Below are 26822 nucleotides of genomic sequence, written 5' to 3' on the forward strand. Positions count from 1 at the left end.
TCCATATTGCTAACTGGCTTAAAAACTCTTATTGCATCAGTAAGAAAGCAAATAAACCGCCGCCTAAAATAAGACGATAGATAACAAACGGTGTCATGCCCATACGTGAAATCAGCTTCAAGAAGAAGTGGATACAAAAGTATGCGCTAATAAATGACGTCACAATACCCGTTAGCAAGAAACCAACGTGTACTGGCTCACCGCTCATTACCAGTTTCAAACCTAGGTAACCACCCGCTAAGGTAATGATTGGAATCGACATTAAGAAAGAGAAACGCGCTGCCGCTTCACGAGTAAAGCCTAAATATAACGCTGCAGTGATCGTTGCGCCTGAACGAGAAGTACCAGGGATCATCGCTAATGCCTGAGCAACACCAATAAATAACGCTTTTTTCCAGCTCGCTTGATATTCCGTTTGATCAAGGCTTGAGTTCTTATCAACCCACCATAGTAACAGACCAAAAATAATCGTCGTCGTTGCAATAACCCAAGCACTGCGCAGGTAAATTTCAATGATGTCTTTCATAAACAAGCCAAAGATACAGGCAGGAATCGTCGCCAGTACGATCATCCACGCTAACTTGGATTCTTTGCTACGCTCACCATTAAAGATCGAGCCAAATAAGGCTTTAAATAACGTGATCACTTCATGACGGAAATAAATAATCACCGCCGCTAAAGTCCCCACATGAACGGCAACATCAAAAGCAAGCCCTTGATCTTCCCAACCTAAAATTGCTGATGGCAAAATTAAGTGAGCCGAGCTCGAAATAGGTAAAAATTCGGTTAAGCCTTGAATCAGTGCCAATATAAACGCTTCTATATAACTCATTGTCTACTCTAATTATTATTTGAAATTAATATCCACTTCATGCAGTGAATTAGGAGTATCTATCGCTTGCCAAATTTGCTCTACGGTACGTAAATCACCTGGAATGATTAGTTCAGGTGATAAATCATACAACGGTTTTATGACAAACGAATATTTAAATATGTCATCGCGCGGTACTTGTGGCGCTTGCGCAGAGATCGTTTCACCAAAAAGAACAATATCCAGATCAAGGCTACGATCTTGATACTTCTCTGCAGTTGCCGAACGACCCCAACGAAACTCGATTTCACGTAACTGATGCGCAAACTCTTTAAGCGGCAAATCTGTCTGTAGCTTAATGATAAAGTTATAAAAACTGTCACCAGTAAAGCCAACAGGGGCGCACTCATAAACCGGAGAAGCTTGTAGATTTTGCCCCAGTTGCGATAACTCTGTCCATGCTGCCTGCGCATGTTTTTCTTGCTCTACATTGGTACCAACACCAACATAAACGGTGATCATGCCTCGCCTCGCTCAATCACAACACCCACTGCTTTTGCTTGTGGCACGGCACCTGGTTTCGCTAAACGAATCTTGATCCACGGCACTGAAAACTGCGTCATAATCAACTCGGCAATCTCTTCGGCTACACGCTCAACCAACAAAAAGCGTCCGCCTTCAATATGGTCTAGAACTGCCGTGCTTACTTTTGAGTAATCCAATGCATCAACCACATCATCACTTTTTCCCGCTGGACGGTTATCATGTGCCATCTCAATATCAAGGATCAGCTTTTGCTTTATCTCTTGTTCCCAGTCATAAACGCCAATCGTGGTGATCACTTCAAGCTGTTCGATGAATACCTTATCTAATGCCATTTGCTTTCCTTTTAGAGGTCGGATACCCAAATTGGGTAAAAAAACGTATTATTATTCTTAATCGCGATATGATATCAATTACTTGGTAGTAGAGCATTACTTTCCAGCAGGTTAAGGACACCTATGACCCCTTTGATTCTCTCTATGATTATTGCGGCTTACTTATTAGGATCGGTTTCTAGTGCGGTGCTTATCTGCCGTCTATTAAAGTTACCGGACCCACGTAAGGAAGGCTCGAATAATCCTGGGGCAACCAATGTATTGAGAATTGGCGGAAAAGGTGCGGCTGTCGCGGTATTATTTTTTGATATGCTAAAAGGAACCATCCCCGTTTGGTTGGGTTACTTCCTCTCTATCGAACCCTTTTATCTTGGCATGTTCGCGATTGCAGCCTGCTTAGGGCATATGTATCCGCTATTTTTTCACTTCCAAGGTGGTAAAGGCGTCGCGACCGCATTGGGTGCGCTTGCTCCAATTGGCTGGGATTTAACTGGTATGATCATGGGCACTTGGCTAATGGTCGCCCTTTTATTTCGTTACTCTTCTCTTGCTGCGCTGGTGACGGTATTGGTTGCACCTTGGTATACATGGTTGGTTAAGCCGCAATACACTTTGCCCGTTGCCCTACTCTGCTGTTTAATTGTCTTTCGACACCATCAGAATATTCGTCGTTTATTTACGGGCAACGAGCCAAAGATTGGGCAAAAAAAATCAACGTAGCGACTTTTTACCCAATGTCTCAATTATGCAAAATGTACTTGATTTAAAAACGCGGCAAGTAATGCATTAACCGCTTCAGGTTGCTCTAAGTTACTCATGTGCCCTGCCTTTTCTACCACTTTAAGTTGGCTCGCAGTAATACAATCGTGCATCAAATAAGACTCTAATGGCGTTCTTAAACGATCGTCTTGACCACAGATAATCAGAGTGGGTAGTGCCATCTCTTCGATTTCATCAATCACTTCACGACGACCAAATACCATGCGTCCAATGCGTGCCATTTCAACCGCATCTTCGCCAGATAAAGCCGCTAGATTATCACGTAACTGCTGTAACAATTGTGGTGAAGCTTGCTCTACATCGTGAGCGAAAAACTTCGGCGCCCACTCATCAATACCCGTTTGCGGAACGGCTTGCTGCTCTGTCATTTGACTAAATAAGTGAAAATACTTTTTATGCATCACTTCAGGTTCAAGACCAACAAACGTATCAAGCAGCACTAATGAAGTAATGCGACTTGGTGCCAGTAGAGCTAACTCTGTGCCCCACATACCGCCCATCGACAGACCAACCATTGAGAAGTTTTCAATATTAAGGTGGTCCATTAAAGCCAGTATTTGCTCTGCATAATCTTTCAGTGTTCGCGTTTGTGAAGGCGCATACTCCGACTCGCCATGCCCCCAAAAATCAGGCACGATACAGCGGTAAGATTGACTTAAAGCTTCAACTTGAGCAGCCCACATTTGGCTATTCCACCAATAGCAATGCCCGAAAATAATAACCGGTCCCTGCCCTTGATCAAGGTAACTCAGTTGCTGTCCATCTATCGCAAATTTTTCCATCATTAAACTCGACTAAAACCATGATTAAGAATAAAAAAACGGCCACCATAAGCGACCGTAAATAAAGAATAAAGCGTCTTATTTGATTGGCGTTAACTGATCAATCGGCCAGCGTGGTGTCGCTTGAACACTCAGATCAACCACATCATCATTTTTTAAACGCTGCATACCAGCATAAGCGATCATTGCACCATTATCGGTACAGAACTCTGAACGTGGGTAGAACACCTCACCGCCCATCTTTTTCGCTAAGCCTTCTAGCTCAAGACGCAACTGTTTATTGGCACTCACACCACCAGCAATCACAATACGCTTCATGCCAGTTTCAATCAGTGCACGCTTACATTTGATTGCAAGTGTCGCACAGACAGCTTCTTGGAACGCATACGCAATATCAGCGCGAGTCTGTTCACTATCATCATTCGCACGAATAGTATTGGCTGCAAACGTTTTTAAACCAGAGAAACTCATATCAAGCCCTGGACGGTCAGTCATTGGACGTGGGAACTTAAAACGACCTGGCGTACCTTTTTCCGCTAAACGCGATAGCAGAGGGCCACCTGGGTAATCTAAGCCCATAAGTTTCGCTGTCTTATCGAAAGCTTCACCCGCAGCATCATCAACCGACTCACCTAGAATGCGATATTCACCAATGCCTTTTACTTCCACTAACATGGTATGTCCACCAGACACCAATAAAGCGACAAAAGGGAAAGGCGGCGGATTGTCTTCTAACATCGGAGCCAGTAAGTGCCCTTCCATGTGGTGAACCGCAATAGCTGGCACGCCCCAAGCATACGCTAAACTGCGACCAATCGTGGCACCGACTAGGATAGCCCCAACTAAACCAGGACCCGCTGTATAAGCAATACCATCAATATCATCTTGAGTTAAGTTGGCTTCAGCTAAAGCCGCCTTAATCAGTGGAATGGTTTTTTTAACGTGATCACGCGACGCTAATTCAGGCACAACACCGCCATAATCAGCATGCAGTTTTACTTGGCTATACAGTTGATCGGCAAGTAAACCTTGCTCGTCATCGTAAATCGCCACGCCTGTTTCATCACAGGAGGTTTCAATACCAATAATACGCATATTTTTCTCAGCACGCTTTTGTCTAGAATCAGAAATTAAGCCAATATTACCTTGCCTTAGCCATTCAAACAAATTTTGTACAGACTATAATCACAAAGTCCTTTACAAAGACACTCTGATCGGATTAAAATTCCGCACCATTTTTGATCAAGCTGGTAAAGACCAAACACGAAACGAGAGTTAGCTAAAATGGGTAACTTCTCTGATTTGGTTATGAGTGCCAGCGTTAACGAATAACCCCTGAGGTGAAAGGCATATGCCAGTAGTTAAAGTACGTGAAAACGAACCGTTCGACGTTGCACTACGTCGTTTCAAGCGCTCTTGCGAAAAAGCAGGTATCCTTTCTGAAGTGCGTCGTCGTGAGCACTATGAAAAACCAACTACAGTTCGCAAACGCGCTAAAGCAGCAGCTCAAAAGCGTCACGCTAAAAAGCTAGCTCGCGAAAACGCACGTCGCGTTCGCCTGTACTAATAACTTAATCCATAAGGACTGAGTTATGGCTCTGATTGAACAACTCAAAGAAGAGCAAAAATTAGCGATGAAAGCCAAGGACAAACCGCGCCTTGGCACTATTCGTTTAGCCCTTTCAGCAATTAAGCAACGTGAAGTCGACGAACGGATTACTCTGTCTGACGATGACATTTTAGCTGTGCTGGTAAAAATGGTTAAACAACGTCGCGATTCTGTTGCTCAATATGAATCAGCAAATCGTCAAGATCTTGCTGATGTGGAAAAAGTAGAAATTGCCGTACTTGAAGGCTTTATGCCTCAACCACTGACGGATGAAGAAGTAAATGCGCTTGTTGAAAGTGCAATTGCAGAATCAACCCCAGCGGGCATGCAAGACATGGGTAAAGTGATGGCTATCTTGAAACCACAAATTCAAGGGCGTGCAGATATGGGTAAAGTAAGTGGTTTAGTTCGCTCTAAACTGGCTTAATTTCCCAGCATTATATTACAACAAGCCGTGCTATCCTTTGGAATGCACGGCTTGTTTGTATCTTCTCTCTTAGTATTTTCTGAAGTAACATCTTTATCTCTAAATGTGCATCGTAATTCTTTGATTGCTTTATGCGCGTACCTTTAGACATAATGATTGAGCTTTCACTTTTAGTTTAGGTTTTATGTCCGGACATATCCCCCGCAGTTTCATTGATGACCTTCTTGCTCGTCTCGATATCGTAGACATCATTGACGCACGCGTAAAACTAAAGAAAAAAGGCAAAAACTACGGCGCTTGCTGCCCTTTCCATAACGAAAAAACACCCTCATTTAGCGTTAGCCAAGAAAAACAGTTTTATCACTGCTTCGGCTGTGGCGTACACGGTAACTCCATTGATTTCATGATGGAATTTGAACGACTTGAGTTTGTTGAAGCGATTGAAGAGCTCGCCTCGTTTGTTGGTTTGGATGTCCCAAGAGAACAACGTAGTGGCGCACTCGTTTCAGAGCCTCGCGCCAATGCTGAACAAAAGCGCAATCTATACGATTTAATGACCAGTATTGGCCAGTTTTATCGCTCTCAACTAAAGTTATCTGCTAGCAAACCGGCGATCGAATACCTAAAGAATCGTGGTTTGTCTGGTGAAGTGGTGCAAAAGTTTGGTATCGGCTACGTCTCTGATGAATGGGATGGCGTACGTAAGAACTTTGGCCAACAAAAAGAAGCACAAGACATGCTCGTCACTGGCGGTATGTTGATTGAAAACGATAAAGGCCACTGCTACGACCGCTTTCGTGGTCGAATCATGTTCCCTATTCGTGATCGACGTGGTCGCATTATCGGCTTTGGTGGTCGAGTATTAGGTGATGGTACACCGAAATACCTCAACTCACCGGAAACCCCAATTTTCCATAAAGGCAAAGAGTTATATGCCCTTTATGAAGTACTACAAGCCTATCGTGAACCACCACAAATATTAGTCGTTGAAGGCTATATGGATGTTGTGGCTTTAGCGCAGTTCGGTGTTGATTACTCTGTTGCGTCATTGGGTACTTCCACAACGGGTGACCACTTACAGACATTATTCCGTCAAACCAGTACGGTAGTCTGTTGTTACGATGGTGACCGAGCTGGTCGAGAAGCGGCTTGGCGTGCCATGGAAAACGCACTGCCTTACTTAAATGATGGTCGGCAACTCAAATTCATGTTCTTACCTGATGGTGAAGATCCCGATTCGTATATTCGCCAACATGGTAAAGAAGAGTTTGAGCGCCAAGTAAAAGCTGCAACGCCTTTATCTGAGTTCATGTTTTCCTCATTGATGCAGCAAGTTGATGCGAGCAGCAAAGAGGGACTGGCTAAACTCAGCACCCTTGCTGTGCCATTAATTGAAAAAGTATCGGGCGACACATTACGTCTATACTTAAGGGAATTACTGGGTCGTCGACTTGGATTGGTTGACGAAAGACAGTTACAACAGCTGATAGCAAAACAAAGTTCAGCTCAAAACAAACCACCCGCGCAGCAAGGGATAAAACGAACCCCAATGCGTGAAGTAATTGCTTTGCTTATTCAAAATCCAAGCTATGCTCAATTAGTACCAGATATGTCAAGCGTACAAGATCTCGCGATACTTGGATTAAATTTATTCATTGAAGTGCTTGATAATTGTAGGGCTCACCCCCATATCAACACTGGTCAATTGCTTGAGCATTGGCGCGATAATAAAAATGAGGCACTACTGTCTCGTCTTGCAGGTTGGGAAATACCACTTGTTGAAGACAATCAAGAAGATATTTTTTTAGACTCATTGGACAATATCTTTGCCCAGTGCGTAGAAAAACAAATTGAAAACCTGCAGGCCAAAGCAAGAAGTAGCGGTTTATCAGCCGAAGAAAAAAGGGAGCTGCTAGCGTTAATGCTAGATTTGAAAGCGTAACCCTATTGGTTAGTCAGCAATAAATAAAATTTGTTATTACTAGTAGTTTGTATGTTGCAAACTGATTCCTTAACCAGACTTGAAGTTGGATATCGTCTATGGATCAAAATCCGCAGTCACAGCTAAAATCACTTGTTATTAAAGGCAAAGAGCAAGGCTATCTGACCTATGCCGAAGTAAATGATCACCTACCAGAAGAAATCGTCGATTCAGAACAGGTAGAAGACATTATTCAAATGATTAACGACATGGGCATCAAGGTTGTAGAAACAGCCCCTGATGCTGATGATCTTGCCCTTAATGATGATGATGCGATCACTGATGAAGATGCTGCAGAAGCTGCGGCAGCTGCACTATCAAGTGTTGAAAGCGAAATCGGACGTACGACTGACCCAGTGCGCATGTATATGCGTGAAATGGGTACTGTAGAGCTATTGACTCGTGAAGGCGAGATCGACATTGCAAAACGTATTGAAGATGGTATTAACCAAGTTCAATCATCGGTTGCTGAATACCCAGGTACTATCCCTTACGTTCTTGAGCAGTTTGATAAAGTTCTTGCTGAAGAGTTACGTCTAACCGATATCATCTCTGGCTTTGTTGACCCTAACGATGACGGTACTACGGCACCAACAGCAACGCACATCGGTTCAGAGCTAACAGAAAGTGATCTTGATGATGAAGACGCTGAAGATGCTGAAGATGACGACGAAGAGGAAGAGGAAGATACAGGTATCGATCCTGAGCTTGCTCTTGAGAAGTTCACAGCACTACGTAACGCTTATCAAGATCGTCAACTAGCGATCAACGAACACGGTAATAGCCACAAAGCGACGGCAAAAGCGACAGAACTTATGCAGGAAGTATTCCGCGAGTTCCGCCTAACACCGAAGCAATTTGATTACCTAGTAACGGAATTACGTACTTCAATGGACCGCGTTCGTACTCAAGAGCGTTTGATTATTCGTCAAACCGTTGAATACGGCAAAATGCCTAAGAAATCTTTCGTTGCCCTATTTACTGGTAACGAATCAACAGAAGCATGGCTAGATGAAGTTCTCGCATCGGGCAAGCCTTACGCTGAAAAAGTAAAACGTAGCGAAGAAGATATTCGCCGTTCTATTCAAAAGCTAAGCATGATCGAAAAAGAGACGTCTCTTACGGTTCAAGAAATTAAAGACATCAGCCGTCGCATGTCTATCGGTGAAGCGAAAGCTCGTCGTGCGAAGAAAGAGATGGTTGAAGCGAACTTACGTCTGGTTATTTCAATCGCGAAAAAATACACCAACCGTGGTCTACAATTCCTGGATCTAATCCAAGAAGGTAACATCGGTCTGATGAAAGCGGTTGATAAGTTTGAATACCGTCGTGGTTACAAGTTCTCAACTTACGCTACATGGTGGATCCGTCAAGCAATCACTCGTTCGATTGCCGACCAAGCACGTACGATTCGTATCCCTGTGCACATGATTGAGACGATCAACAAGCTAAACCGTATCTCTCGTCAAATGCTACAAGAGATGGGTCGTGAGCCGTTACCAGAAGAACTTGCTGAGCGCATGCAAATGCCTGAAGACAAGATCCGTAAAGTATTGAAGATTGCTAAAGAGCCAATCTCAATGGAAACGCCAATTGGTGATGATGAAGATTCGCACCTAGGTGATTTCATTGAAGATACGACGTTAGAACTGCCACTAGACTCAGCAACAGCAACGAGCCTACGTGGTGCAACAAAAGACGTGCTTGCTGGTCTTACGCCACGTGAAGCAAAAGTTCTACGTATGCGCTTTGGTATCGACATGAACACTGACCACACTCTTGAAGAAGTGGGCAAACAATTTGACGTAACACGTGAACGTATTCGTCAAATTGAAGCAAAAGCACTACGCAAACTGCGTCACCCAAGCCGTTCAGAAACACTGCGCAGCTTCTTAGACGAATAAGCAATAGGTTGCTTTTTAAGCATTAAATAAAAAAGGTGGGCGCTAGCTCACCTTTTTTTATATTCAATGGTTTAAGTGGATAAAAACTAAGCGCAATTGACCTATATACCCCCTAGACAGGCACGAATGCATACCCTATAATCACTCACCTAAACGGCCCCTTAGCTCAGTTGGTTAGAGCGCACGACTCATAATCGTTCGGTCCGCGGTTCAAGTCCGCGAGGGGCCACCAAATTAGAAAAGCCAGAACTGCTTATGTCGTTCTGGCTTTTTGCTTTCTGGTCAGCCATGCCTCCTCCTTCTCAAGCTCGGTTCCATCAATCCCCACTTGCTTACTTTTGCTAAACTCACCAGGAAAGTATATTCTGCTACTTATTAGGTACTAAAAATGCTTTTTATCACACGAGTAAAAGCGTAGTGCATCACCACTTAACATTAAGGATATTACTGTGAAGAAGATGGATGCCCCTATTGATATGCAAAATGGTGCGAAATTTAAAACCAATAAACATGGTTATGTTAGCGTGGTTGATTATTACAACTGTCATACTGTTATTGTGGCATTTGAAAACACTGGTAATGTCCGAGCCATCAGCGCGGCCAAACTACGCAGTGGACAACTTACTGACCGCTCCATACCACCGGAATCAATCATGGTTGGTGAGCAGTTCCAATCGGCCAAGCATGGACTTCTGACTATCACACATGTTGAATCTGATAACATTGTCGTTCTCACTACCAAAGACGGTGAAGAACTAAGAATGCTCCTACCTGCCGTACAAAAAATGAAAGATAGACTCGAGCAACTTGAAAGTCCGAAGAAGAAGCAAAAAAAAGCACTTTCATTAAGCGAGCTGACTAAAAGAAGTAAAAAAAACCATACAGTATTTGAAAAAGTATTTACCGATTACGGCCAATAATACCCCCACTAAACCGAACCATCATTCCTTATACATTGACTTATCTTTTATCACTCCACCATCCGTAGCAAACGATTAACTGATAACCACCAGCAATAGCCGGCTATCATCCTATTTATCCAGAAAATCAAACCACCAAAACAAACAACCAAGTAGCAACCCCCACGCAACAACTTAACTTATTGATAATTAAAACACCGGAAATAAATTGCCTAAAAACAAGATCTCCATCACAATCCCATTCTAGGTTTGTGATGGGGATCTTATTAGCTCTTTTAGTATTCCATTATGATTCCCACACAAACTCCTTGTAATGCAATCTTGCACTTTGATTTATCCAACTGAGAATGAATATTATGAAAAAGATTTTAGTCGTATGCGGTAACGGTTTAGGTACTTCATTAATGATGGAGATGGCAGTAAAAGAAGTCGCAAAAAAAATGAGCTTTGAAGTAGAAGTTGATCATGAAGATCTCTCTTCGGCATCATCAAGCACTGCCGACATTTGGGTTGCAGCTACTGATGTCGCTAACCAACTAGAAGCCGCGGGTAAACAAAATATCATTAGCCTGAAAAACATCTTCGACAAAGCATCGATTGAAGAACAACTAAAAGCATTCATGTAAGGTTAATGACAATGGCAAACTTTTTTGAATTCATGCTTGGCTTGCTAAAAGAGCCTGCAATTATGGTCGGACTGATTGCATTTATCGGTCTTGTTGCACAAAAATCGGATGTATCGACTATTTTGAAAGGTACGATCAAAACCGTAATGGGATTCTTAATTCTTGGTTTTGGTGCTGGCGCTCTTATTGGTGCATTAAACAACTTTTCAACCGTCTTTACAGAAGCATTTGGTGTAAGCGGTGTTATTCCAAATAACGAAGCTGTCGTTGCATTAGCACAAGAAGCTTTCGGTTATGAGATGGCACTTATCATGTTCTTCTCATTCATTGTAAATATTGTTTTAGCGCGTGTTACACCGTTGAAATACATATTCCTGACTGGTCACCACACCATGTTCATGTCGATGCTTGTCGCGGTGATTTTATCATCGGCAGGGATCCAAGGCACGATGATGGTCGCTATTGGTTCAATCATCGTTGGTTCTCTGATGGTTATCATGCCGGCACTAGGTCAAAAATACACTGAAAAAGTAATGGGTACCGATCAGCTTGCCATTGGTCACTTTTCTACCTTATCGTATGTTATTTCTGGCTTTATTGGCAGTAAATTTGGCGACACATCAAAAACAACCGAAGACATCAATGTGCCAAAAAGCTTGATGTTCTTACGAGATACTCCAGTCGCTGTTGCAACCACGATGTGTGTGTTCTTCATGTTCTCATCTATCATTGCTGGCGGTGCATTTGTTGAAACCATTTCTGGTGGTCAAAACTGGATTGTCTTCACCTTCATGCAATCACTTGTGTTTGCCGGTGGTGTATACATCGTCCTACAAGGTGTGAAGATGCTGATTGCTGAAATCGTTCCTGCATTTAAAGGCATTTCAGATAAATTAGTTCCCGGTGCAAAACCAGCACTAGACTGCCCGATGGTCTTCCCTGTTGCACCTAATGCGGTTCTAATTGGCTTCTTATCTTCATTCTCAGCTGGCTTACTGGTTATGGGTCTGCAAGGCGTAATGGGCTGGACAATCATTGTTGCTGGCGTTGTACCACACTTCTTCGTTGGTGGTGCTGCTGGTGTTTATGGTAATGCGACAGGCGGCTTGCGCGGTGCGATCTTAGGATCATTTACGCAAGGTGTATGTATCTCAATTATCCCAATGCTACTACTTCCTGTTCTAGGCAGTATCGGTCTGGAAGCAACCACGTTCTCTGACCTTGATTTTGGTGTTGTTGGTCTTATTCTTGGATGGATTGTTTCATGAGTTTATTTAATTTAATTGGTAATGACGGCATTGTTATTACTCACGAGAAAAACCTAAGTGTTGATGCAGCACTTGAACTGACATGCTCAACGTTATTAGCGTCAGGCAAAGTCAAACCTAGCTACCTAGTTGCTATCAAAGAGAAGCATCAAGAGATTGGCGCTTACTATGTATTAGCACCAAAGATTGCGATGCCTCACGCTCGCCCTGAAGATGGTGTCAATGAAGCAGCACTACAAGTAACTGTCTTTAAAAATGGCGTTGATTTAGAGTCAGAAGATAATGGTGATGTCTTTATTTCGATTACTTTAGCAGCAATGGATTCTGACAGTCACATTAATACGATTATGGCACTATCTGAATTATTCCAAAATGATGATGACATCGACCGTATCATCGCGGCAGAATCAGTAGCAGAAATCGCTGAGATCTTAAAGCAATACTAATTGCCTTTAAGTTATTAAAAAGGCCTCAACTTGGTCACTCAAGTTGAGGCCTTTTTATTGCCTAAGTATCACCCTCGGTCTATCTTTATAACCAATAACACCTTTCTATTTAGCTGAGATTATCTTCTCATTCGTAAGGAAAAAACATGACCGAGTTATTCATACAAGCCTTTATATATTTAGTGGCTGCAGTCATTGCTGTTCCTATCGCAAAACGTCTTGGGCTTGGCTCGGTGCTTGGTTATCTAATTGCAGGCGTGATTATTGGTCCGATTATTGGTTTGGTTGGTGATGAGACATCTACAATTCAACACTTTGCTGAGTTCGGTGTCGTTATGATGTTATTTTTAGTTGGCCTTGAGTTAGAACCTAAAATGCTATGGTCAATGCGCCATAAGTTATTAGGGTTAGGCGGGCTACAAGTTGTCGGCACGGCGGGTATCGTGATGGCTATCGCATTGCTGCTTGGTCAAAGCATTAATATCGCCCTCACTATTGGACTCATTTTTTCTTTATCATCGACAGCAATTGTATTGCAGACTTTCAATGAAAAAGGGCTTAATAAAACGGAGGGTGGCAAAAGTTCGTTTTCCGTTTTGCTGTTTCAAGATATTGCTGTTATTCCCATGCTTGCTTTCATTCCTTTACTTGCCATTCCAGAACTTATTGAACTTTCTACCACTGTCGGTGAAATCGCCGATCACCATGCAGAGTTAAGTCTTATTTCTGGACTTCCAGGTTGGGCATATGCTCTCGTCATCGTTGCATCTATTGCGGCAGTTGTCGCTTGTGGGCATTTTTTAAGCCGCCCCTTATTTAAGTTTGTTGCTTCATCTGGGTTGCGTGAAATTTTCACAGCAACCGCTCTAATGCTCGTCATTGGTATTGCTGTTTTAATGAGTTTAGTCGGTCTATCCCCTGCCCTAGGAACATTTTTAGCCGGCGTGGTATTAGCAAACAGTGAATTCCGTCATGAACTAGAAGCTAACATTGATCCCTTTAAAGGCTTATTGCTCGGTTTATTCTTTATTACTGTTGGGGCTGGAATTAACTTCTCGATTTTAAGTCATCAATTTGTTCTCATTATCAGTTTAACGCTCGGTGTCATGGCAATAAAAGCGCTCGTTTTATTCATTCTCGCGCTTATTTTTAAAATCAGAGGAAGTGACCGTTGGCTCTTTGCCTTAAGCCTTGCTCAGGCTGGTGAGTTTGGTTTTGTGCTATTAAACTTCAGCACGCAAAACCACGTATTACCGACCGATACGGCTCAAACTTTATCGTTAGTCGTCGCATTATCTATGTTCTTAACACCCGCATTATTTATTGTTTTTGATAAGGTCATTTTGCCTCGTTACGAGCAGCAGACCAACCAAAGAGATGCCGATGATATTGATGAAGAAGGCGGGGTTATTATTGCCGGTGCTGGGCGATTTGGGCAAATTGTCAATCGCTTATTATTAGCCAACGGTATTCAATCTGTCGTTCTTGATCACCAAGCGGCACAAGTGGAGGTGTATCGTAGCTATGGATCAAAAGCTTATTTTGGTGATGCTACACGACCGGATCTACTGCACACTGCTGGAATCGAATCAGCAACATTACTGATTATCGCCATTGATCAACAAGACTCGGCTATCAGCATGGTAAAACACGTCAAGCATGCTTATCCACATGTCAAAATACTCGTTCGTGCCTTTGACCGTGGTCATGGTTATCAATTACGCCAAGCCGGTGCCGATTATATTGAATCAGAAACCTTCCATAGTGCATTACAAGTTGGCGCTCAGGCCTTGAAAGACCTCAACTACTCACCTATCACGGTCCAGCAGCAGTTAAAGACTTTCTTAGAAATCGAAAATAGTTGTTCTGATAAGATGTTCAAGGCATGGCTAGATAATAGTGAAGGCGAACGTTACGACAATAATTATCGCAAGCTGTTTATAGAGCTTGAGGCTTCGATCAAAGAGAACTTAAACAAATAGTATTCAGTCTAAGGTGTAGTGGTATGCTGACTTTGCAGAGTAACTAAGCACACCACTACAATGATGACATTGAAGATATAGCAAGCAACTAGGAGCGAAATAGACTTACGATGTTTATTTCTTACTGTTTAAAATCCTCTGATATAGAGAATCTTTCAGCTCAGAGCGTTGGTGCTTAAGTTGGTGCATCGCTTCATCACCAATTGGCGAGTCTCTTAGTTCTAGCTTGCGAATTTCAGCATCAAGATCATTATATTTTTTCGTATCTGCAGCAAAGATCTGGTCTGAACCAACGAGTGCGTCAATGCTCTCTTTAAATTCTGGAAATTCATTCAATAATGAGTGGTTTTCACCTAACATAACTAACCTCTAAATTTTTTAAACATTATTTACGCATCGACATTACACTGCATAAATACAATAGTTTTGTGTAACTCCAAACTTCAACAATTAAATAACCACTGTAATTATAGCTAAATAAAAATACTCGCTAAGTTTATTTTTAATCATCATGCAGCAAAAAGCTCCTACCTGAATGCTAGGAGCTATCAATGATTATTATTGGGTAACTGTACTATGTTTCATTTGGGTGCATTTAATTGAAATTACCAAGCATATGTTTCGATTACGTTTTTCTTCGCCATCGGGTTATGCTTGATGTGTTTATTAATGTTTTCTAAAAATGGCTGACGAACTTCTGGCCATACTCCACGCATAGTAGCGATGTTATTACCGTGATCCCCCCAATAAAAGCTTGGGAAATCATCCATATTTTCAATCAGATATTTTTCTTCTTCGAGAATTTGCAGTGGTGTAGGCAAGATAAACTGACCATTAGCCACTTCTCTTTCAAGCTCACTACCTGGCTGAACTGCCAATGCCATCGGTGCAATCGCATCAGGACGCATGATATTAAGAAGGCTTGTTGTATTCTCTGCATGTTCTTTTGAACGTTCACGACCACCTAAGCCAAAAATGAACGACGCTAATACCTGAATATCCGCTTCACGAGCCATTTCCATTCCTTGAATCGCATGTTCACGAGTCATTCCTTTTTTAATGCGCTCTAATACAATGGGGTCTCCGGATTCTAGACCAGAGTATGCGGTTGTTAAGCCTGCGGACCGAATCTCTTTAAGTTCAGAGATACTTTTACGACGAAAGTCATTGAATCCCGAGTACAGTGCAAGGTGTTTTAATTCAGGGAACGTCACCTTAATCTGGTCAAGAATGGCAAGCAATTTTTCTGTTCGCATCGCCATGACATTCCCATCAATCAAAAAGATAGATTCAACTTTGCGATGGGTAGCGCGAACCTCGGCAATATCTTTAAAAATGTCCTCTAATTCACGAACTTTGAATCGTTTATCATCGAACATAGTACAGAAAGTACATTGGTTGTTACTACAGCCTAATGTGGTCTGGATCAGTACGCTTTCTGCTTCCATCCAAGGGCGATAAATTTTACCTTCGTAATGCATGTTAAGCTCCTCAGTTCTGCACAATTGCAAGATCTGCAGCTTACCTCTGAAAGTTTCGATTTATAATACCGATGAAAATCAAATCAGAATTTAGTTTTCGTTAATAATTGAGCTCAAAAGCTACGCCTTCAACCAGCTAGCACCAAGGTCATTGCTATTTTCAGCACCCCTTAACCACATACCTCATCTAGACGCTTGCGGTCTTTCCTATCAGTATCTCTTTGCATCATGCATAAAAAAACCTCCAACTAAGCGACACTTAGTTGGAGGTTAGAAACGTTCAAAATTTGTAGTATTGCTAAGTAGGTTTACTCAACCGTTACCGCTTTTGCTAGGTTACGAGGTTGGTCAACATCAGTACCTTTGATTAATGCAACGTGGTAAGAAAGCAGCTGCATTGGAATCGTGTAGTAAATTGGCGCCGTGATTTCACTGACATGAGGTAGAGAAATAATCTTCATACCTTCATCAGCAACAAAACCTGCATCCGCATCAGCAAAAACATACAGCAAGCCACCACGAGCACGAACTTCTTCAACGTTCGACTTTAGCTTCTCAAGTAGGTCATTGTTTGGCGCAACCACAACAACAGGCATATCCGCATCAATCAGTGCTAGAGGACCGTGTTTCAGTTCACCGGCTGCGTAAGCTTCAGCGTGAATGTAAGAGATCTCTTTTAGTTTTAGAGACGCTTCCATTGCAATTGGGTAGAACTCGCCACGACCTAAGAATAGCGTGTGGTGCTTATCCGCAAAATCAGGGGCAAGCGCTTCAATCTCTTTATCAAAATCAAATGCATGCTCAATTTGAGCTGGAAGATCATGCAATGCCTGAACAATTTCCGCTTCTTTTTCTTTGCCAATCACATTCTTTTGCTTACCTAATGCCGTCACAAGCATTAATAGAGCAGCAAGTTGAGTCGTAAAGGCTTTCGTAGACGCTACGCCAATCTCAGTACCAGCGCGAGTCATAAAGGCAATATCAGACTCACGTACCAGTGATGAACCAGCCACGTTACAAACCGTCATTGCTGCCATGTAGCCTTTCTCTTTAGCTAGGCGCAGTGCCGCTAGAGTATCTGCCGTTTCACCCGATTGAGATAACGTGATTAATAGGCTATTTGGACGCGTAACAAACTTGCGGTAACGGAACTCAGAAGCAATCTCAACATCACAGCTTACGCCCGCTAGAGACTCAAACCAGTAACGCGCAGTCATACCTGCATTGTAAGACGTACCACAAGCAATAATTTGAATGTGTTCAACTTGGCTTAGAATTTCTGTTGCATTAACGCCAATGCTTTCTGTGATCACAGAGTCATGCGTAATACGGCCTTCCATTGTGTTTAATAGCGCTTTTGGCTGCTCAAAGATCTCTTTTTGCATAAAGTGACGGTATTGACCTTTATCGCCCGCATCATGCTCAGCGTTTGACTCGGTAATTTCACGCTCAACCGGCTTACCGTTAACATCAATCACGTTAACATCACGACGAGTGATCTCAGCAACATCACCTTCTTCTAGGTACATAAAGCGACGAGTTACGCTCAGTAGTGCAAGTTGGTCAGACGCTAGGAAGTTTTCACCAACACCGAAACCAATCACAATTGGGCTACCAGAACGAGCAGCAACAATGCGAGTTGAATCTTTGCGATCAACCACAACCGTACCGTAAGCGCCATCCAGTTGTGCCGCTGTTTTTTGTAGCGCTTCAACTAATGTCTCTGATGTGCGACGTTCCCACTCAACTAGATGAGCAATAACTTCTGTATCAGTTTGAGAGTGGAATACATAACCACGCTCTTGCAGCATAGTACGTAGCTCTTCATGGTTTTCAATAATACCATTGTGAACAACCGCAATATCGCCCGATGTGTGTGGGTGAGCATTCGCTTCCGATGGTTCACCGTGCGTTGCCCAGCGAGTATGTGCAATACCAGTACCGCCAACAACCTCTTGACCATTAACCGCATCTGCCAATTCTTGTACTTTACCAAGACGACGTACACGAGTTAGGTTATTTTCACCATCAACAACCGCTACACCGGCTGAGTCATAGCCACGGTACTCAAGACGACGAAGACCTTCGACTAAAATTTCTGCTACATCACGCTGTGCTACTGCACCTACTATTCCACACATGGTTTAACTCCAAATATTATTTTTCTGTTGTCTTTCCATAGTGCTAAGCCAACACCTAGTTAGGAAAGTCGTGTTAATATATTAAGCTCGAATCACTTTCACATTATGAGACTCGATCGCTTGTTGCGCCTCTTTTGACAGATCATTATCGGTAACTAATACGTCGATACTTTGCCAAGAGAGTTCTAAATTAGGGATCTTGCGACCAATTTTTTCTGACTCAACCATAGCGATAACTTCACGGGAAACCTCCGCCATCACTTTACTTAGCCCTAACAACTCATTAAAAGATGTCGTCCCTCGCTCTAAATCAATACCATCAGCACCAATAAAAAGCTGGTCAAAATCATAAGAACGCAATACGGATTCTGCGACTTGGCCCTGAAAAGACTCTGAATGCGTATCCCAAGTGCCACCGGTCATTAATAATGTCGGTTCACTTTCTAATTCATTTAAAGCGTTAGCAACATGTAAAGAGTTTGTCATTACCACCAAACCACGCTTGTGATTAAGCGCCTGAATAAGTGCACCTGTCGTGCTACCACTATCAATAACAATGCGATTATGATCGCGGATTAGATCGGCAGCGGCACTCGCCAACCCTACCTTTCGTTTCGAAACTTTTAAGCCTAACTCTTCACTCACGACTTCTTTTGGTAAAGCAATTGCACCGCCATAACGACGTAAAAGCAGCCCGTTTTTCTCTAACGACGCCAAATCCTTTCTAATCGTGACTTCAGAGGTCTCAAGAAGTTGTGATAACGCCTCGACACTTACCTCACCTTTTTCATTCACTAAGGTAGAAATGGTGTGTCTTCTAAGCTGAGTGTTTCGTTTCGACATGTTAAATTTGCACCTAAAGTTTCGGTTCGAAAGAATTATAGTTGAAACGAAAGATAACTGTCCATTTATTTTGATCTAAAAAATAAATAAATAGCTATAAAACCTTGCTCTAGGACAATGGTTAGATCGTGATATTTTGTGCATTCAATGGTAGAATCCGCACCCGAAAAGAAAAAAAATTACAGAATGGACTGTCATATCTATGCAACCTAACCCTTATATTATGGGATAGGTCACAATTTTTGCCCAAATATCCAGCTGTAGTTAGTTATAAAATGACAAGATATGATGAAAGACTTTCAGTTTTGAAGTAGAAGCAATAAAGAGTAAATGCTGCATTCATAAGTATAAAATTGGGTGCAAACGCTTCCTTCAGGACTACACTATTTATTTCAAATTGTAATAATACTTACCGGAGAGTATCTTCCATGAAAAAGACCAAAATCGTATGTACGATTGGCCCAAAAACTGAATCTATTGAGAAACTAACTGAGCTAGTAAACGCTGGCATGAACGTTATGCGTTTAAACTTCTCTCACGGTAACTTCGAAGAGCACGCTGTGCGCATCGAAAACTACCGCGAAGTAATGGCTAACACTGGCAAGCAGCTAGCTATTCTTCTGGATACTAAAGGTCCTGAAATCCGTACAATCAAACTAGAAGACGGTAATGACGTTGATCTAGTTGCTGGTCAAGAATTCACTTTCACAACTGACGCTTCAGTTGTAGGTAATAAAGACATCGTAGCGGTTACTTACCTAGGTTTTGCTAACGACCTAACAGCGGGTAACACTATCCTTGTTGATGACGGCCTAATCGAAATGGAAGTTATCGCAACAACAGAAACTGAAGTTAAGTGTAAAGTTCTTAACAACGGTGCTCTAGGCGAAAACAAAGGTGTTAACCTTCCTGGCGTTTCTGTTCAACTTCCAGCTCTTTCTGAAAAAGACAAAGCTGACCTTAAATTTGGTTGTGAGCAAGGCGTTGATTTCGTTGCTGCTTCTTTCATCCGTAAAGAAGAAGACGTTCAAGAAATCCGCGAACTTCTAAACGCAAACGGCGGCGAAAGCATCCACATCATCTCTAAAATTGAAAACCAAGAAGGTGTTGATAACTTCGATTCAATTCTAGAAGCATCTGACGGTATCATGGTTGCTCGTGGTGACCTTGGTGTTGAAATCCCAGCTGAAGAAGTAATCTTCGCTCAAAAGATGATGATCGAGAAGTGTAACCGTGCACGTAAAGTTGTTATCACTGCAACTCAAATGCTTGACTCTATGATCAGCAACCCACGTCCAACTCGCGCAGAAGCGGGCGACGTAGCTAACGCTGTTATGGATGGTACTGATGCTGTAATGCTTTCAGGTGAAACTGCTAAAGGTAAATACCCAGTTGAATCTGTAGCTATCATGGCTCAAATCTGTGCACGTACTGATGGCGCTCTAAAAGCAGAACTTGGTTCTCGTTTAGACAGCCCACGTCTACGTATCACTGAAGCAGTATGTAAAGGCGCGGTAGACACAGCTGAGAAACTAGCTGCTCCACTTATCGTTGTTGCAACTGAAGCTGGTAAGTCTGCACGTTCAGTACGTAAATACTTCCCAACTGCTAACATCATCGCGGTAACAACTAACGCGAAAACAGCAGCACAACTTGTTCTAACTAAAGGTGTAACGCCAGTTCTTGTTGATTCAATCGAAAGCACTGACACGTTCTACATTGACGGTAAGACAATTGCTCTAGAATCTGGTCTTGGTAAGAAAGGCGACATCGTAGTGATGGTTTCTGGTGCTCTAGTTGCTTCTGGTACAACTAACACAGCTTCTGTTCACGTACTTTAATTCGTGAATTAGAAAATAAAATCGGAGCCCATGTGGCTCCGATTTTTTTTTGCCTTTTGAAAAGTTTAAATAACCCATTATTTACTACGATTAGTATAAATAACGATTACCAGCCAAAAAACTCTTTATTATGTGTATTGAGTAACACAACCATAAGTAAAAAGTACAACGCACTTAACTTAATGCCAAGTACCGCCAAACTCCCAATAGTAAGCCTTACTAAAAAATGAGTAAACATACCACGCCTCTTACTACAACCAGATTGATCTTATCCTTACAAAACAACTTGATAGTCAACAATCATATCGATAACAAGCGGATAGCTCCTTGCTAAAAAATGATAAGTAGTGATGAGTAATACAAATAAATCACTGCATTTATCTCAACACTACCCTACAAATATTAGCGTATTTTTTAACCGTTTACTTATCTAAATCACTTATACCTTTAACGAACGCTCACCACGAGCAATTCCAACAACGCCACTTCTCGCCACTTCTATCACATCGGTCACTTCACTCAAAGCCCTAATAAACGCATCGAGCTTGTCGCTTGCCCCCGTCAGTTGCACTGTGTACTGGGCAGCCGTCACATCAACAATTTGCCCACGGAAAATATCAGCAGTGCGCTTAACTTCAGCACGAGCGAAACCACTCGCTTTCACTTTTATCAGCATCAGTTCACGCTCGATGTGCTCACATTCTGAAATCTCTTGAACCTTTAATACATCAATCAGTTTATGCAGCTGCTTTTGGATCTGCTCTAGTTCAAAGAAATCAGATTCGGTGGTCATATTTAAGCGCGACAGAGTTTCATCTTCAGTTGGAGAAACGGTTAATGACTCAATGTTATAGCCACGTTGAGAGAATAAGCCCACTACACGTGATAATGCACCCGGTTCGTTTTCCATTAGTATCGAAATAATATGTCTCATATTACGTTCTCTCCGTCTTGCTTAACCACATACTATCCATACCCTCGCCTTTAATTTGCATCGGGTAAACGTGCTCTGTTTCATCCACACTAATATCAACAAACACCAAGCGATCTTTCATATCAAGTGCGCTTTGCAGTCCTTGCTCTAATTCGTCAGGGTGAGAAATTCGAATACCAACATGACCGTAAGCCTCGGCAATAGCAGCGAAATCAGGCACTGAACTCATGTATGAATTGGAATGACGACCTTGATAAATAATATCTTGCCACTGCTTAACCATGCCAAGGAAGCGGTTGTTTAGGTTGATTATTTTAACTGGAATACCGTATTGAAGCGCCGTCGATAGCTCTTGAATATTCATTTGAATACTGCCATCACCAGTCACACACACCACGACATCATCCGGATGAGTAAACTTCACCCCAAGCGCAGCCGGTAAACCAAAGCCCATGGTGCCAAGACCACCAGAGTTAATCCAACGACGCGGCTTATCAAATGGATAGTAGAGCGCAGCAAACATCTGGTGCTGACCAACATCAGACGCAACGTAAGCATCGCCATCGGTCAGTTTATAAAGTGTCTCTATAACCTGCTGAGGCTTGATCTTATCGGCTTGCTTTTCATAGTTTAAGCACTCTTTTTCACGCCAGCCTTGAATCGCTTGCCACCACGAATCAATGGCAGCTTCATCATTGCTACTCTCATGCTCAGCTAAAAGGTCGAGCATCGATTGTAAAACGATATCTGCACAGCCAACAATCGGCACATCAACACGAACATTTTTTGAAATAGATGAAGGGTCGATATCAATATGAAGGATCTTTGCATCAGGACAGTACTTATCTAGGTTGTTGGTCGTACGATCATCAAAGCGCACGCCAATACCAAAAATAAGGTCGGCATTATGCATGGTCATATTCGCTTCATAAGTACCATGCATCCCCAACATGCCTACCGAGTTTTTATGCGTACCAGGAAAAGCCCCTAGCCCCATTAATGTGCTCACAACCGGTAGATTTAACGATTCAGCCAGCTTTAATAACTGTGGATCCGCTTTAGAAATTATCGCGCCACCACCGACATACAGCACCGGCTTTTTCGCTTCAAGCAGCGCTTTTAGAGCTTTTTTAATTTGCCCTTTATGACCGCTCATAGTTGGATTGTAAGAGCGCAAATTAACGCTTTCTGGATATTGATAAGGAAGTTTAATCAGTGGGTTCATGACATCTTTAGGTAAATCCACCACAACAGGACCAGGGCGACCTGTAGACGCGATATAGAAGGCGCGCTTGATGGTTTCAGGGATATCTTCCGCCTTTTTCACTAGGAAGCTGTGCTTAACGACAGGACGAGAAACACCAACCATGTCACACTCTTGAAAGGCATCATTACCAATAAGGTTATTCGGAACGTTGCCCGACAGTACCACCATTGGAATAGAGTCCATATACGCTGTGGCTATGCCGGTGATGGTGTTCGTTGCACCAGGACCTGAACAGACAAGCACGACACCTGGCTTGCCAGTTGCGCGGGCAAAACCATCCGCCATATGCGTTGCAGCTTGCTCATGGCGAACAAGAACATGCTCAATATCATCCGTTTTCGCATGCAACGCATCATAAATATCCAATACTGAGCCACCAGGGTAGCCAAATATTTGTTTTACTCCTTCATCTATCAGAGATTGTACGATCATCTCTGATCCAGATAGCATTTCCATATTGTCACTCCTTTTCCAGCACGCAAAGTTTACGGTAATAACTTGCGGCTGATCTTCCATCATTTAGGGCTTATTTTTAGCCTAATTCGAAATATAAGCACTTTCCTAATGTTCGCTCATCGAAAACAACAAACAGACATCAATTACAACTTTACCGCTTTCTTAGCCTCTTATCGACCCGTTTTTTAACGCCTTAATAACACGATTCTTCACCTAAGCTCGCTTACAGTCAACAATACCAATAAAGTTAATTTAGGTGATTTAATGCTCTACTTAGCCAGCAAATAAAAGTATAAAAGACCAAAAATAAAATGTGTACCCTTGTATAAATTCAACTAATTAGCCAGATAACAAGACCATCATCCTAAATTTAAGACAAAAAAAATCCCTCACAAACATTGAGGGATTTTTAAACACTTTAAAAATTATCTATCAATAAAACTATTTCTTTTTTGTCTTATCAACATACATTTCTTCAATTTCATCTTGATATCGGTCGCTAATCACTTTACGGCGCAGTTTTTGCGTTGGTGTTAGCTCACCTTTATCCATAGAGAAGGCTTTTGGTAGCAGCTTGAACTTCTTCACTTGCTCAAACTTGGCTAACTCATCTTGCAGGCCATGAATACGCTTTTCAAACATCTCAACCACTTCATTGTTCTTAATCAACTCTAAGCGATCATGGTATTTAATGTTCAATTCTTTCGCGTACAACTCTAAGGTATCAAAACAAGGTACGATCAAGGCTGAAACAAATTTACGCGTGTCAGCAATAACCGCGATTTGTTCAATGTAGTGATCTTTACCTATCGCGCCTTCAATCACTTGAGGTGCAATGTATTTACCATTTGATGTCTTCATTAGCTCTTTGATACGGTCTGTAATAAACAGGTTACCGTTATCATCAAAATGACCAGCATCACCTGTTTTCAAAAAGCCTTGCTCATCAAAAGTTTTTTCTGTCTCTTCTGGCATTTTATAGTAGCCGCGCATCACCATAGGACCACGAACTAAGATTTCATTGTTCTCGCCAATTTTCACTTCAGCGCCCGGCATCGACATACCAATCGAGTCTGGGTTAAAGCATTTATCATCCCAGCAAGAAACGGTTGCCGTTGTTTCTGTCATGCCGTAGCCCAACTTCACGTTGATGCCAATCGCATGAAAGAAACGCCCAATGGTGTGATCGAGCTTAGCGCCACCACATGGCATGAAGTTAATGTTGCCACCAAGCAAAGCACGCAGTTTTGATAGGACTAACTTATCCGCCAGTGCGTAGCTCTTTGTTAATAGCAGTGAAGGTGTACGTCCTTCCTGGTGACAGACGGACATTTTTGCCCCCATGTTCACCGCCCATGTAAATAGCACCTTACGAATCGCTGATGCTTTCGATACTTTTTCATGGATAGCAGAGAAAATCTTCTCATAGAAACGCGGAACGGCACACATCACCGTTGGACGCACATCAGCTAACGCATCACGTACTTTCATCGTATCTTGTAGATAACAGTTGGTCGCACCACGATAAAGCACATAGAAAGTCCACGCACGCTCAAAGACATGAGAAAGTGGTAGGAAACATAAAGAGACATCTTCAGAGGTTAAGCTTAAACGCTCATCGTGACCTTTCACCTGAGAGCCGATGTTTTCATAATCAAGCATCACGCCTTTTGGCTGGCCTGTGGTACCTGATGTGTAAATCAGCGTCACAAGGTCAGTCATGTTGGCATCAGCAAGACGCACATCTAACTCTGCCTGATGTTGCTCGTTGTTTTGTTCCATGAATTCAGACCATGAAACAGCGTGAGGGTACTCTTTAAGATCAACCTTAGCATCCATGGCAACGATAAGCTCAAGTTGCTCACAGTCATCAAATAGAGAGACGGCTGCGTCAAATTGTGCCTGCTCACCAACGAACAAGATTTTGACATCAGCGTTTTGGATAATATAAGAGGATTGAGCCGCGGTATTCGTTGGGTAAATTGGTACCGTCACTATGCGTGCTTGCAGCGAACCAAAATCAGCAATGGTCCATTGCGGCATATTATTGGAGAAAATCCCAATTTTGTCTTGAGGCTTTAATCCTCGGGCTAATAGCGCCAAAGACAAAGTATCCATCTGTTGACCAAACTGCTTCCAGCTGATCCCTTCCCATAATTGGTTAACTTTATGCTTAAGTGCAACGCGATCACCCATTTGGGCAACATGCTCGCGGATGTTTTTGACGATATGATAATCTAAATTGGCCATGCTCTTTACCTTAGGCTTACACATGTAAGCTATTTGAGCGAACAAGTGTACCTTTGAAGAAAAAAAAGGCAACTGACTCGTATCAAAGTTATTACTGATAATGTGCTTTTTACTTCTGATCAGACCAGATGAGCCCGATATAAAAAAACCTTAAGCCAAACAATTAACTTAAGGTTTTCATTAATTTAAACTATGGTTAGCAATTACTTCAATGCGACAACTTCACCACAGATAATCATCAATTGATCTCGTAACCAAATGTGACCTTTGTCTTTTTCACTGGATTCGTGCCAGCTTAAATAACCACTAATACTGCGATTTTCAAACGGGAAATCTAATACTTGAAGCTGTTCTTTATTCGCTGCATTCTCAACCATCCAACGTGGAGCAATAGTAACAAGCTCAGATTGACCAACGACATAAAGTACATTGCTTAAGCTTGTACCTTCGTAGAAAGGTTGACAGTCCAGATCACGGTAAGCTTGCTCAGAGAAACTGCGCTGACCATGAATCTTTGATAACTTAGCATGCTTCTCCATCAGTAGTTCACCGATGGTCACTGAGTTCTCAATACGTGGGTGTGCTTTCGAAGTCACAACCACTAACTCATCTTTGAAGATTTCAGTGCTTGAAAAACCTTGCTCATCAAAACGAGCATAGTCGATAACAAAGTCAATTTCCTGGTAACGCATGCGCTCTGATAATTTGCGATCAAATTCCGCGTCCATGTGCAGTTGGATATCAGGTGCTTGCTCATGGATGCTTTTCATAATACGTGGCGCAAAACGCATATCACATGGGCTGCAAATACCCAGCTTAAATAGACGGCTTGATGATTCAGGCGAGAACACTGAACTTGGTAGCTCATTACGAATTAATTGCAGTGACTGACGGATAGGACCAAACAGTTGACGAGCACGCTGAGTCGGTTGAATACCACGACCTTGGCGCATAAATAGCTCATCATTAAACATGATTTTTAAACGTGCAACGGCATTACTTACTGCTGGCTGAGACATACCTAAATTATGCGCAGCACGAGTGATGTTTTGCTCTTGCATTACTGCATCAAATACAGTTAACAAATTTAAGTCAACACCACGTAAAGTACTTTCCATACGGTAGCTAGCAATAGCACTCATCGCATCTTTTTTGTCTAACATTGGTACGCCTTTCTCAGTTATAAATGGTACAC

General features: G+C 42.3%; 23 protein-coding genes, 1 tRNA gene and 1 pseudogene. 12 read left to right on the top strand and 13 right to left on the bottom strand.

The window, feature by feature from the left end:
* Window positions 1–28 precede the first annotated feature (28 nt).
* Genes BCU68_RS14960 through folB form a run of 3 tightly spaced genes read right to left on the bottom strand, consistent with a single transcriptional unit; the run spans window position 29 to window position 1689 of the window.
* Complete coding sequence (locus BCU68_RS14960; protein WP_102565544.1) at window positions 29–832, bottom strand: undecaprenyl-diphosphate phosphatase; 804 nt, start codon at window positions 830–832, stop codon at window positions 29–31.
* Between the two features lie 15 nt (window positions 833–847).
* A complete protein-coding gene (folK, locus tag BCU68_RS14965) occupies window positions 848–1333 on the bottom strand; it encodes a 2-amino-4-hydroxy-6-hydroxymethyldihydropteridine diphosphokinase (protein WP_102565545.1) in 486 nt (161 codons plus the stop codon).
* Window positions 1330–1689, bottom strand: a complete 360-nt coding sequence (folB, locus tag BCU68_RS14970) for a dihydroneopterin aldolase (protein ID WP_102565546.1) — start codon at window positions 1687–1689, stop codon at window positions 1330–1332. Before folB ends, folK begins: the two co-directional genes overlap by 4 nt.
* Before the next feature lie 123 nt (window positions 1690–1812).
* On the opposite strand from folB, the gene plsY reads away from it, so the two are divergent.
* A complete protein-coding gene (gene plsY / locus BCU68_RS14975; protein ID WP_102565547.1) occupies window positions 1813–2409 on the top strand; it encodes a glycerol-3-phosphate 1-O-acyltransferase PlsY in 597 nt (198 codons plus the stop codon).
* 23 nt (window positions 2410–2432) lie between these two features.
* On the opposite strand, the gene BCU68_RS14980 is transcribed toward plsY, so the two are convergent.
* Both BCU68_RS14980 and tsaD read right to left on the bottom strand, forming a co-directional pair.
* Complete coding sequence (locus BCU68_RS14980) at window positions 2433–3251, bottom strand: alpha/beta hydrolase (RefSeq protein WP_102565650.1); 819 nt, start codon at window positions 3249–3251, stop codon at window positions 2433–2435.
* A 78-nt stretch (window positions 3252–3329) separates the two neighbouring features.
* Complete coding sequence (tsaD, locus tag BCU68_RS14985) at window positions 3330–4346, bottom strand: tRNA (adenosine(37)-N6)-threonylcarbamoyltransferase complex transferase subunit TsaD (RefSeq protein WP_102565651.1); 1017 nt, start codon at window positions 4344–4346, stop codon at window positions 3330–3332.
* A gap of 256 nt (window positions 4347–4602) precedes the next feature.
* Here tsaD and rpsU point away from each other — a divergent pair, with 256 nt between their 5' ends.
* The 10 genes and pseudogenes from rpsU to BCU68_RS15035 all read left to right on the top strand — a co-directional run.
* On the top strand, window positions 4603–4818 hold the full coding sequence (gene rpsU / locus BCU68_RS14990; RefSeq protein WP_001145625.1) for a 30S ribosomal protein S21: 216 nt from the start codon (window positions 4603–4605) through the stop codon (window positions 4816–4818).
* Window positions 4819–4843: 25 nt separating this feature from the next.
* Window positions 4844–5287, top strand: coding sequence for a GatB/YqeY domain-containing protein (locus BCU68_RS14995; RefSeq protein ID WP_102565548.1), 444 nt, complete (start codon window positions 4844–4846; stop codon window positions 5285–5287).
* Between the two features lie 184 nt (window positions 5288–5471).
* The gene (gene dnaG / locus BCU68_RS15000; RefSeq protein WP_102565549.1) at window positions 5472–7229 is read left to right on the top strand and encodes a DNA primase; all 1758 of its coding nucleotides are present in this window, start codon (window positions 5472–5474) and stop codon (window positions 7227–7229) included.
* Between the two features lie 98 nt (window positions 7230–7327).
* Window positions 7328–9172 (top strand): RNA polymerase sigma factor RpoD, encoded by a 1845-nt coding sequence (rpoD, locus tag BCU68_RS15005; protein WP_102565550.1) that lies wholly within the window; start codon window positions 7328–7330, stop codon window positions 9170–9172.
* Between the two features lie 155 nt (window positions 9173–9327).
* A tRNA-Ile gene (locus tag BCU68_RS15010) sits at window positions 9328–9404 on the top strand.
* Between the two features lie 226 nt (window positions 9405–9630).
* Window positions 9631–10092, top strand: coding sequence for a hypothetical protein (locus BCU68_RS15015; protein WP_102565551.1), 462 nt, complete (start codon window positions 9631–9633; stop codon window positions 10090–10092).
* A 356-nt stretch (window positions 10093–10448) separates the two neighbouring features.
* Window positions 10449–10718, top strand: coding sequence for a PTS sugar transporter subunit IIB (locus tag BCU68_RS15020; RefSeq protein WP_102565552.1), 270 nt, complete (start codon window positions 10449–10451; stop codon window positions 10716–10718).
* Window positions 10719–10729: 11 nt separating this feature from the next.
* Window positions 10730–11986, top strand: a complete 1257-nt coding sequence (locus BCU68_RS15025; RefSeq protein WP_102565553.1) for a PTS ascorbate transporter subunit IIC — start codon at window positions 10730–10732, stop codon at window positions 11984–11986.
* A complete protein-coding gene (locus BCU68_RS15030) occupies window positions 11983–12432 on the top strand; it encodes a PTS sugar transporter subunit IIA (RefSeq protein ID WP_198591749.1) in 450 nt (149 codons plus the stop codon). The genes BCU68_RS15025 and BCU68_RS15030 overlap by 4 nt, the downstream gene beginning before the upstream one ends.
* Before the next feature lie 146 nt (window positions 12433–12578).
* Window positions 12579–14411 (top strand): annotated as a pseudogene (locus BCU68_RS15035) (monovalent cation:proton antiporter-2 (CPA2) family protein); the annotation flags it as partial.
* A 117-nt stretch (window positions 14412–14528) separates the two neighbouring features.
* On the opposite strand, the gene BCU68_RS15040 reads toward BCU68_RS15035, so the two are convergent.
* From BCU68_RS15040 to BCU68_RS15055, 4 genes are all read right to left on the bottom strand, one after another.
* Complete coding sequence (locus tag BCU68_RS15040) at window positions 14529–14774, bottom strand: YdcH family protein (RefSeq protein ID WP_102565556.1); 246 nt, start codon at window positions 14772–14774, stop codon at window positions 14529–14531.
* A gap of 245 nt (window positions 14775–15019) precedes the next feature.
* Entirely contained in the window at window positions 15020–15895 is an 876-nt protein-coding gene (locus tag BCU68_RS15045) for a radical SAM protein (RefSeq protein ID WP_102565557.1), read from the bottom strand.
* Between the two features lie 308 nt (window positions 15896–16203).
* Complete coding sequence (gene glmS, locus BCU68_RS15050) at window positions 16204–18036, bottom strand: glutamine--fructose-6-phosphate transaminase (isomerizing) (protein WP_102565558.1); 1833 nt, start codon at window positions 18034–18036, stop codon at window positions 16204–16206.
* Between the two features lie 81 nt (window positions 18037–18117).
* On the bottom strand, window positions 18118–18879 hold the full coding sequence (locus BCU68_RS15055) for a DeoR family transcriptional regulator (protein WP_102565559.1): 762 nt from the start codon (window positions 18877–18879) through the stop codon (window positions 18118–18120).
* Window positions 18880–19307: 428 nt separating this feature from the next.
* Here BCU68_RS15055 and pykF point away from each other — a divergent pair, with 428 nt between their 5' ends.
* On the top strand, window positions 19308–20720 hold the full coding sequence (gene pykF, locus BCU68_RS15060) for a pyruvate kinase PykF (RefSeq protein ID WP_102565560.1): 1413 nt from the start codon (window positions 19308–19310) through the stop codon (window positions 20718–20720).
* Between the two features lie 439 nt (window positions 20721–21159).
* On the opposite strand, the gene ilvN is transcribed toward pykF, so the two are convergent.
* The 4 genes from ilvN to leuO form a co-directional block, all read right to left on the bottom strand.
* Entirely contained in the window at window positions 21160–21654 is a 495-nt protein-coding gene (gene ilvN, locus BCU68_RS15070; protein WP_102565562.1) for an acetolactate synthase small subunit, read from the bottom strand.
* Between the two features lies 1 nt (window position 21655).
* Window positions 21656–23377, bottom strand: coding sequence for an acetolactate synthase 3 large subunit (locus BCU68_RS15075; protein WP_102565563.1), 1722 nt, complete (start codon window positions 23375–23377; stop codon window positions 21656–21658).
* A gap of 441 nt (window positions 23378–23818) precedes the next feature.
* The gene (locus tag BCU68_RS15080) at window positions 23819–25627 is read right to left on the bottom strand and encodes a long-chain fatty acid--CoA ligase (RefSeq protein ID WP_102565564.1); all 1809 of its coding nucleotides are present in this window, start codon (window positions 25625–25627) and stop codon (window positions 23819–23821) included.
* Window positions 25628–25830: 203 nt separating this feature from the next.
* Entirely contained in the window at window positions 25831–26790 is a 960-nt protein-coding gene (leuO, locus tag BCU68_RS15085) for a transcriptional regulator LeuO (protein WP_102565565.1), read from the bottom strand.
* Window positions 26791–26822 lie beyond the last annotated feature (32 nt).

Source organism: Vibrio sp. 10N.286.49.B3 (assembly GCF_002873395.1).
Taxonomy (GTDB): Bacteria; Pseudomonadota; Gammaproteobacteria; order Enterobacterales; family Vibrionaceae; genus Vibrio.

Coding starts and splice junctions, on each gene's coding strand:
- folB (WP_102565546.1), bottom strand. CDS start 1,689: ATGGCATTAGATAAGGTATTCATCGAACAGCTTGAAGTGATCACCACG.
- pykF (WP_102565560.1), top strand. CDS start 19,308: ATGAAAAAGACCAAAATCGTATGTACGATTGGCCCAAAAACTGAATCT.
- BCU68_RS15025 (WP_102565553.1), top strand. CDS start 10,730: ATGGCAAACTTTTTTGAATTCATGCTTGGCTTGCTAAAAGAGCCTGCA.
- BCU68_RS15075 (WP_102565563.1), bottom strand. CDS start 23,377: ATGGAAATGCTATCTGGATCAGAGATGATCGTACAATCTCTGATAGAT.
- plsY (WP_102565547.1), top strand. CDS start 1,813: ATGACCCCTTTGATTCTCTCTATGATTATTGCGGCTTACTTATTAGGA.
- BCU68_RS15030 (WP_198591749.1), top strand. CDS start 11,983: ATGAGTTTATTTAATTTAATTGGTAATGACGGCATTGTTATTACTCAC.
- BCU68_RS14980 (WP_102565650.1), bottom strand. CDS start 3,251: ATGGAAAAATTTGCGATAGATGGACAGCAACTGAGTTACCTTGATCAA.
- glmS (WP_102565558.1), bottom strand. CDS start 18,036: ATGTGTGGAATAGTAGGTGCAGTAGCACAGCGTGATGTAGCAGAAATT.
- BCU68_RS15020 (WP_102565552.1), top strand. CDS start 10,449: ATGAAAAAGATTTTAGTCGTATGCGGTAACGGTTTAGGTACTTCATTA.
- rpoD (WP_102565550.1), top strand. CDS start 7,328: ATGGATCAAAATCCGCAGTCACAGCTAAAATCACTTGTTATTAAAGGC.
- tsaD (WP_102565651.1), bottom strand. CDS start 4,346: ATGCGTATTATTGGTATTGAAACCTCCTGTGATGAAACAGGCGTGGCG.
- leuO (WP_102565565.1), bottom strand. CDS start 26,790: ATGTTAGACAAAAAAGATGCGATGAGTGCTATTGCTAGCTACCGTATG.
- BCU68_RS15045 (WP_102565557.1), bottom strand. CDS start 15,895: ATGCATTACGAAGGTAAAATTTATCGCCCTTGGATGGAAGCAGAAAGC.
- ilvN (WP_102565562.1), bottom strand. CDS start 21,654: ATGAGACATATTATTTCGATACTAATGGAAAACGAACCGGGTGCATTA.
- folK (WP_102565545.1), bottom strand. CDS start 1,333: ATGATCACCGTTTATGTTGGTGTTGGTACCAATGTAGAGCAAGAAAAA.
- BCU68_RS15055 (WP_102565559.1), bottom strand. CDS start 18,879: ATGTCGAAACGAAACACTCAGCTTAGAAGACACACCATTTCTACCTTA.
- BCU68_RS14960 (WP_102565544.1), bottom strand. CDS start 832: ATGAGTTATATAGAAGCGTTTATATTGGCACTGATTCAAGGCTTAACC.
- dnaG (WP_102565549.1), top strand. CDS start 5,472: ATGTCCGGACATATCCCCCGCAGTTTCATTGATGACCTTCTTGCTCGT.
- BCU68_RS15040 (WP_102565556.1), bottom strand. CDS start 14,774: ATGTTAGGTGAAAACCACTCATTATTGAATGAATTTCCAGAATTTAAA.
- rpsU (WP_001145625.1), top strand. CDS start 4,603: ATGCCAGTAGTTAAAGTACGTGAAAACGAACCGTTCGACGTTGCACTA.
- BCU68_RS15080 (WP_102565564.1), bottom strand. CDS start 25,627: ATGGCCAATTTAGATTATCATATCGTCAAAAACATCCGCGAGCATGTT.
- BCU68_RS14995 (WP_102565548.1), top strand. CDS start 4,844: ATGGCTCTGATTGAACAACTCAAAGAAGAGCAAAAATTAGCGATGAAA.
- BCU68_RS15015 (WP_102565551.1), top strand. CDS start 9,631: ATGGATGCCCCTATTGATATGCAAAATGGTGCGAAATTTAAAACCAAT.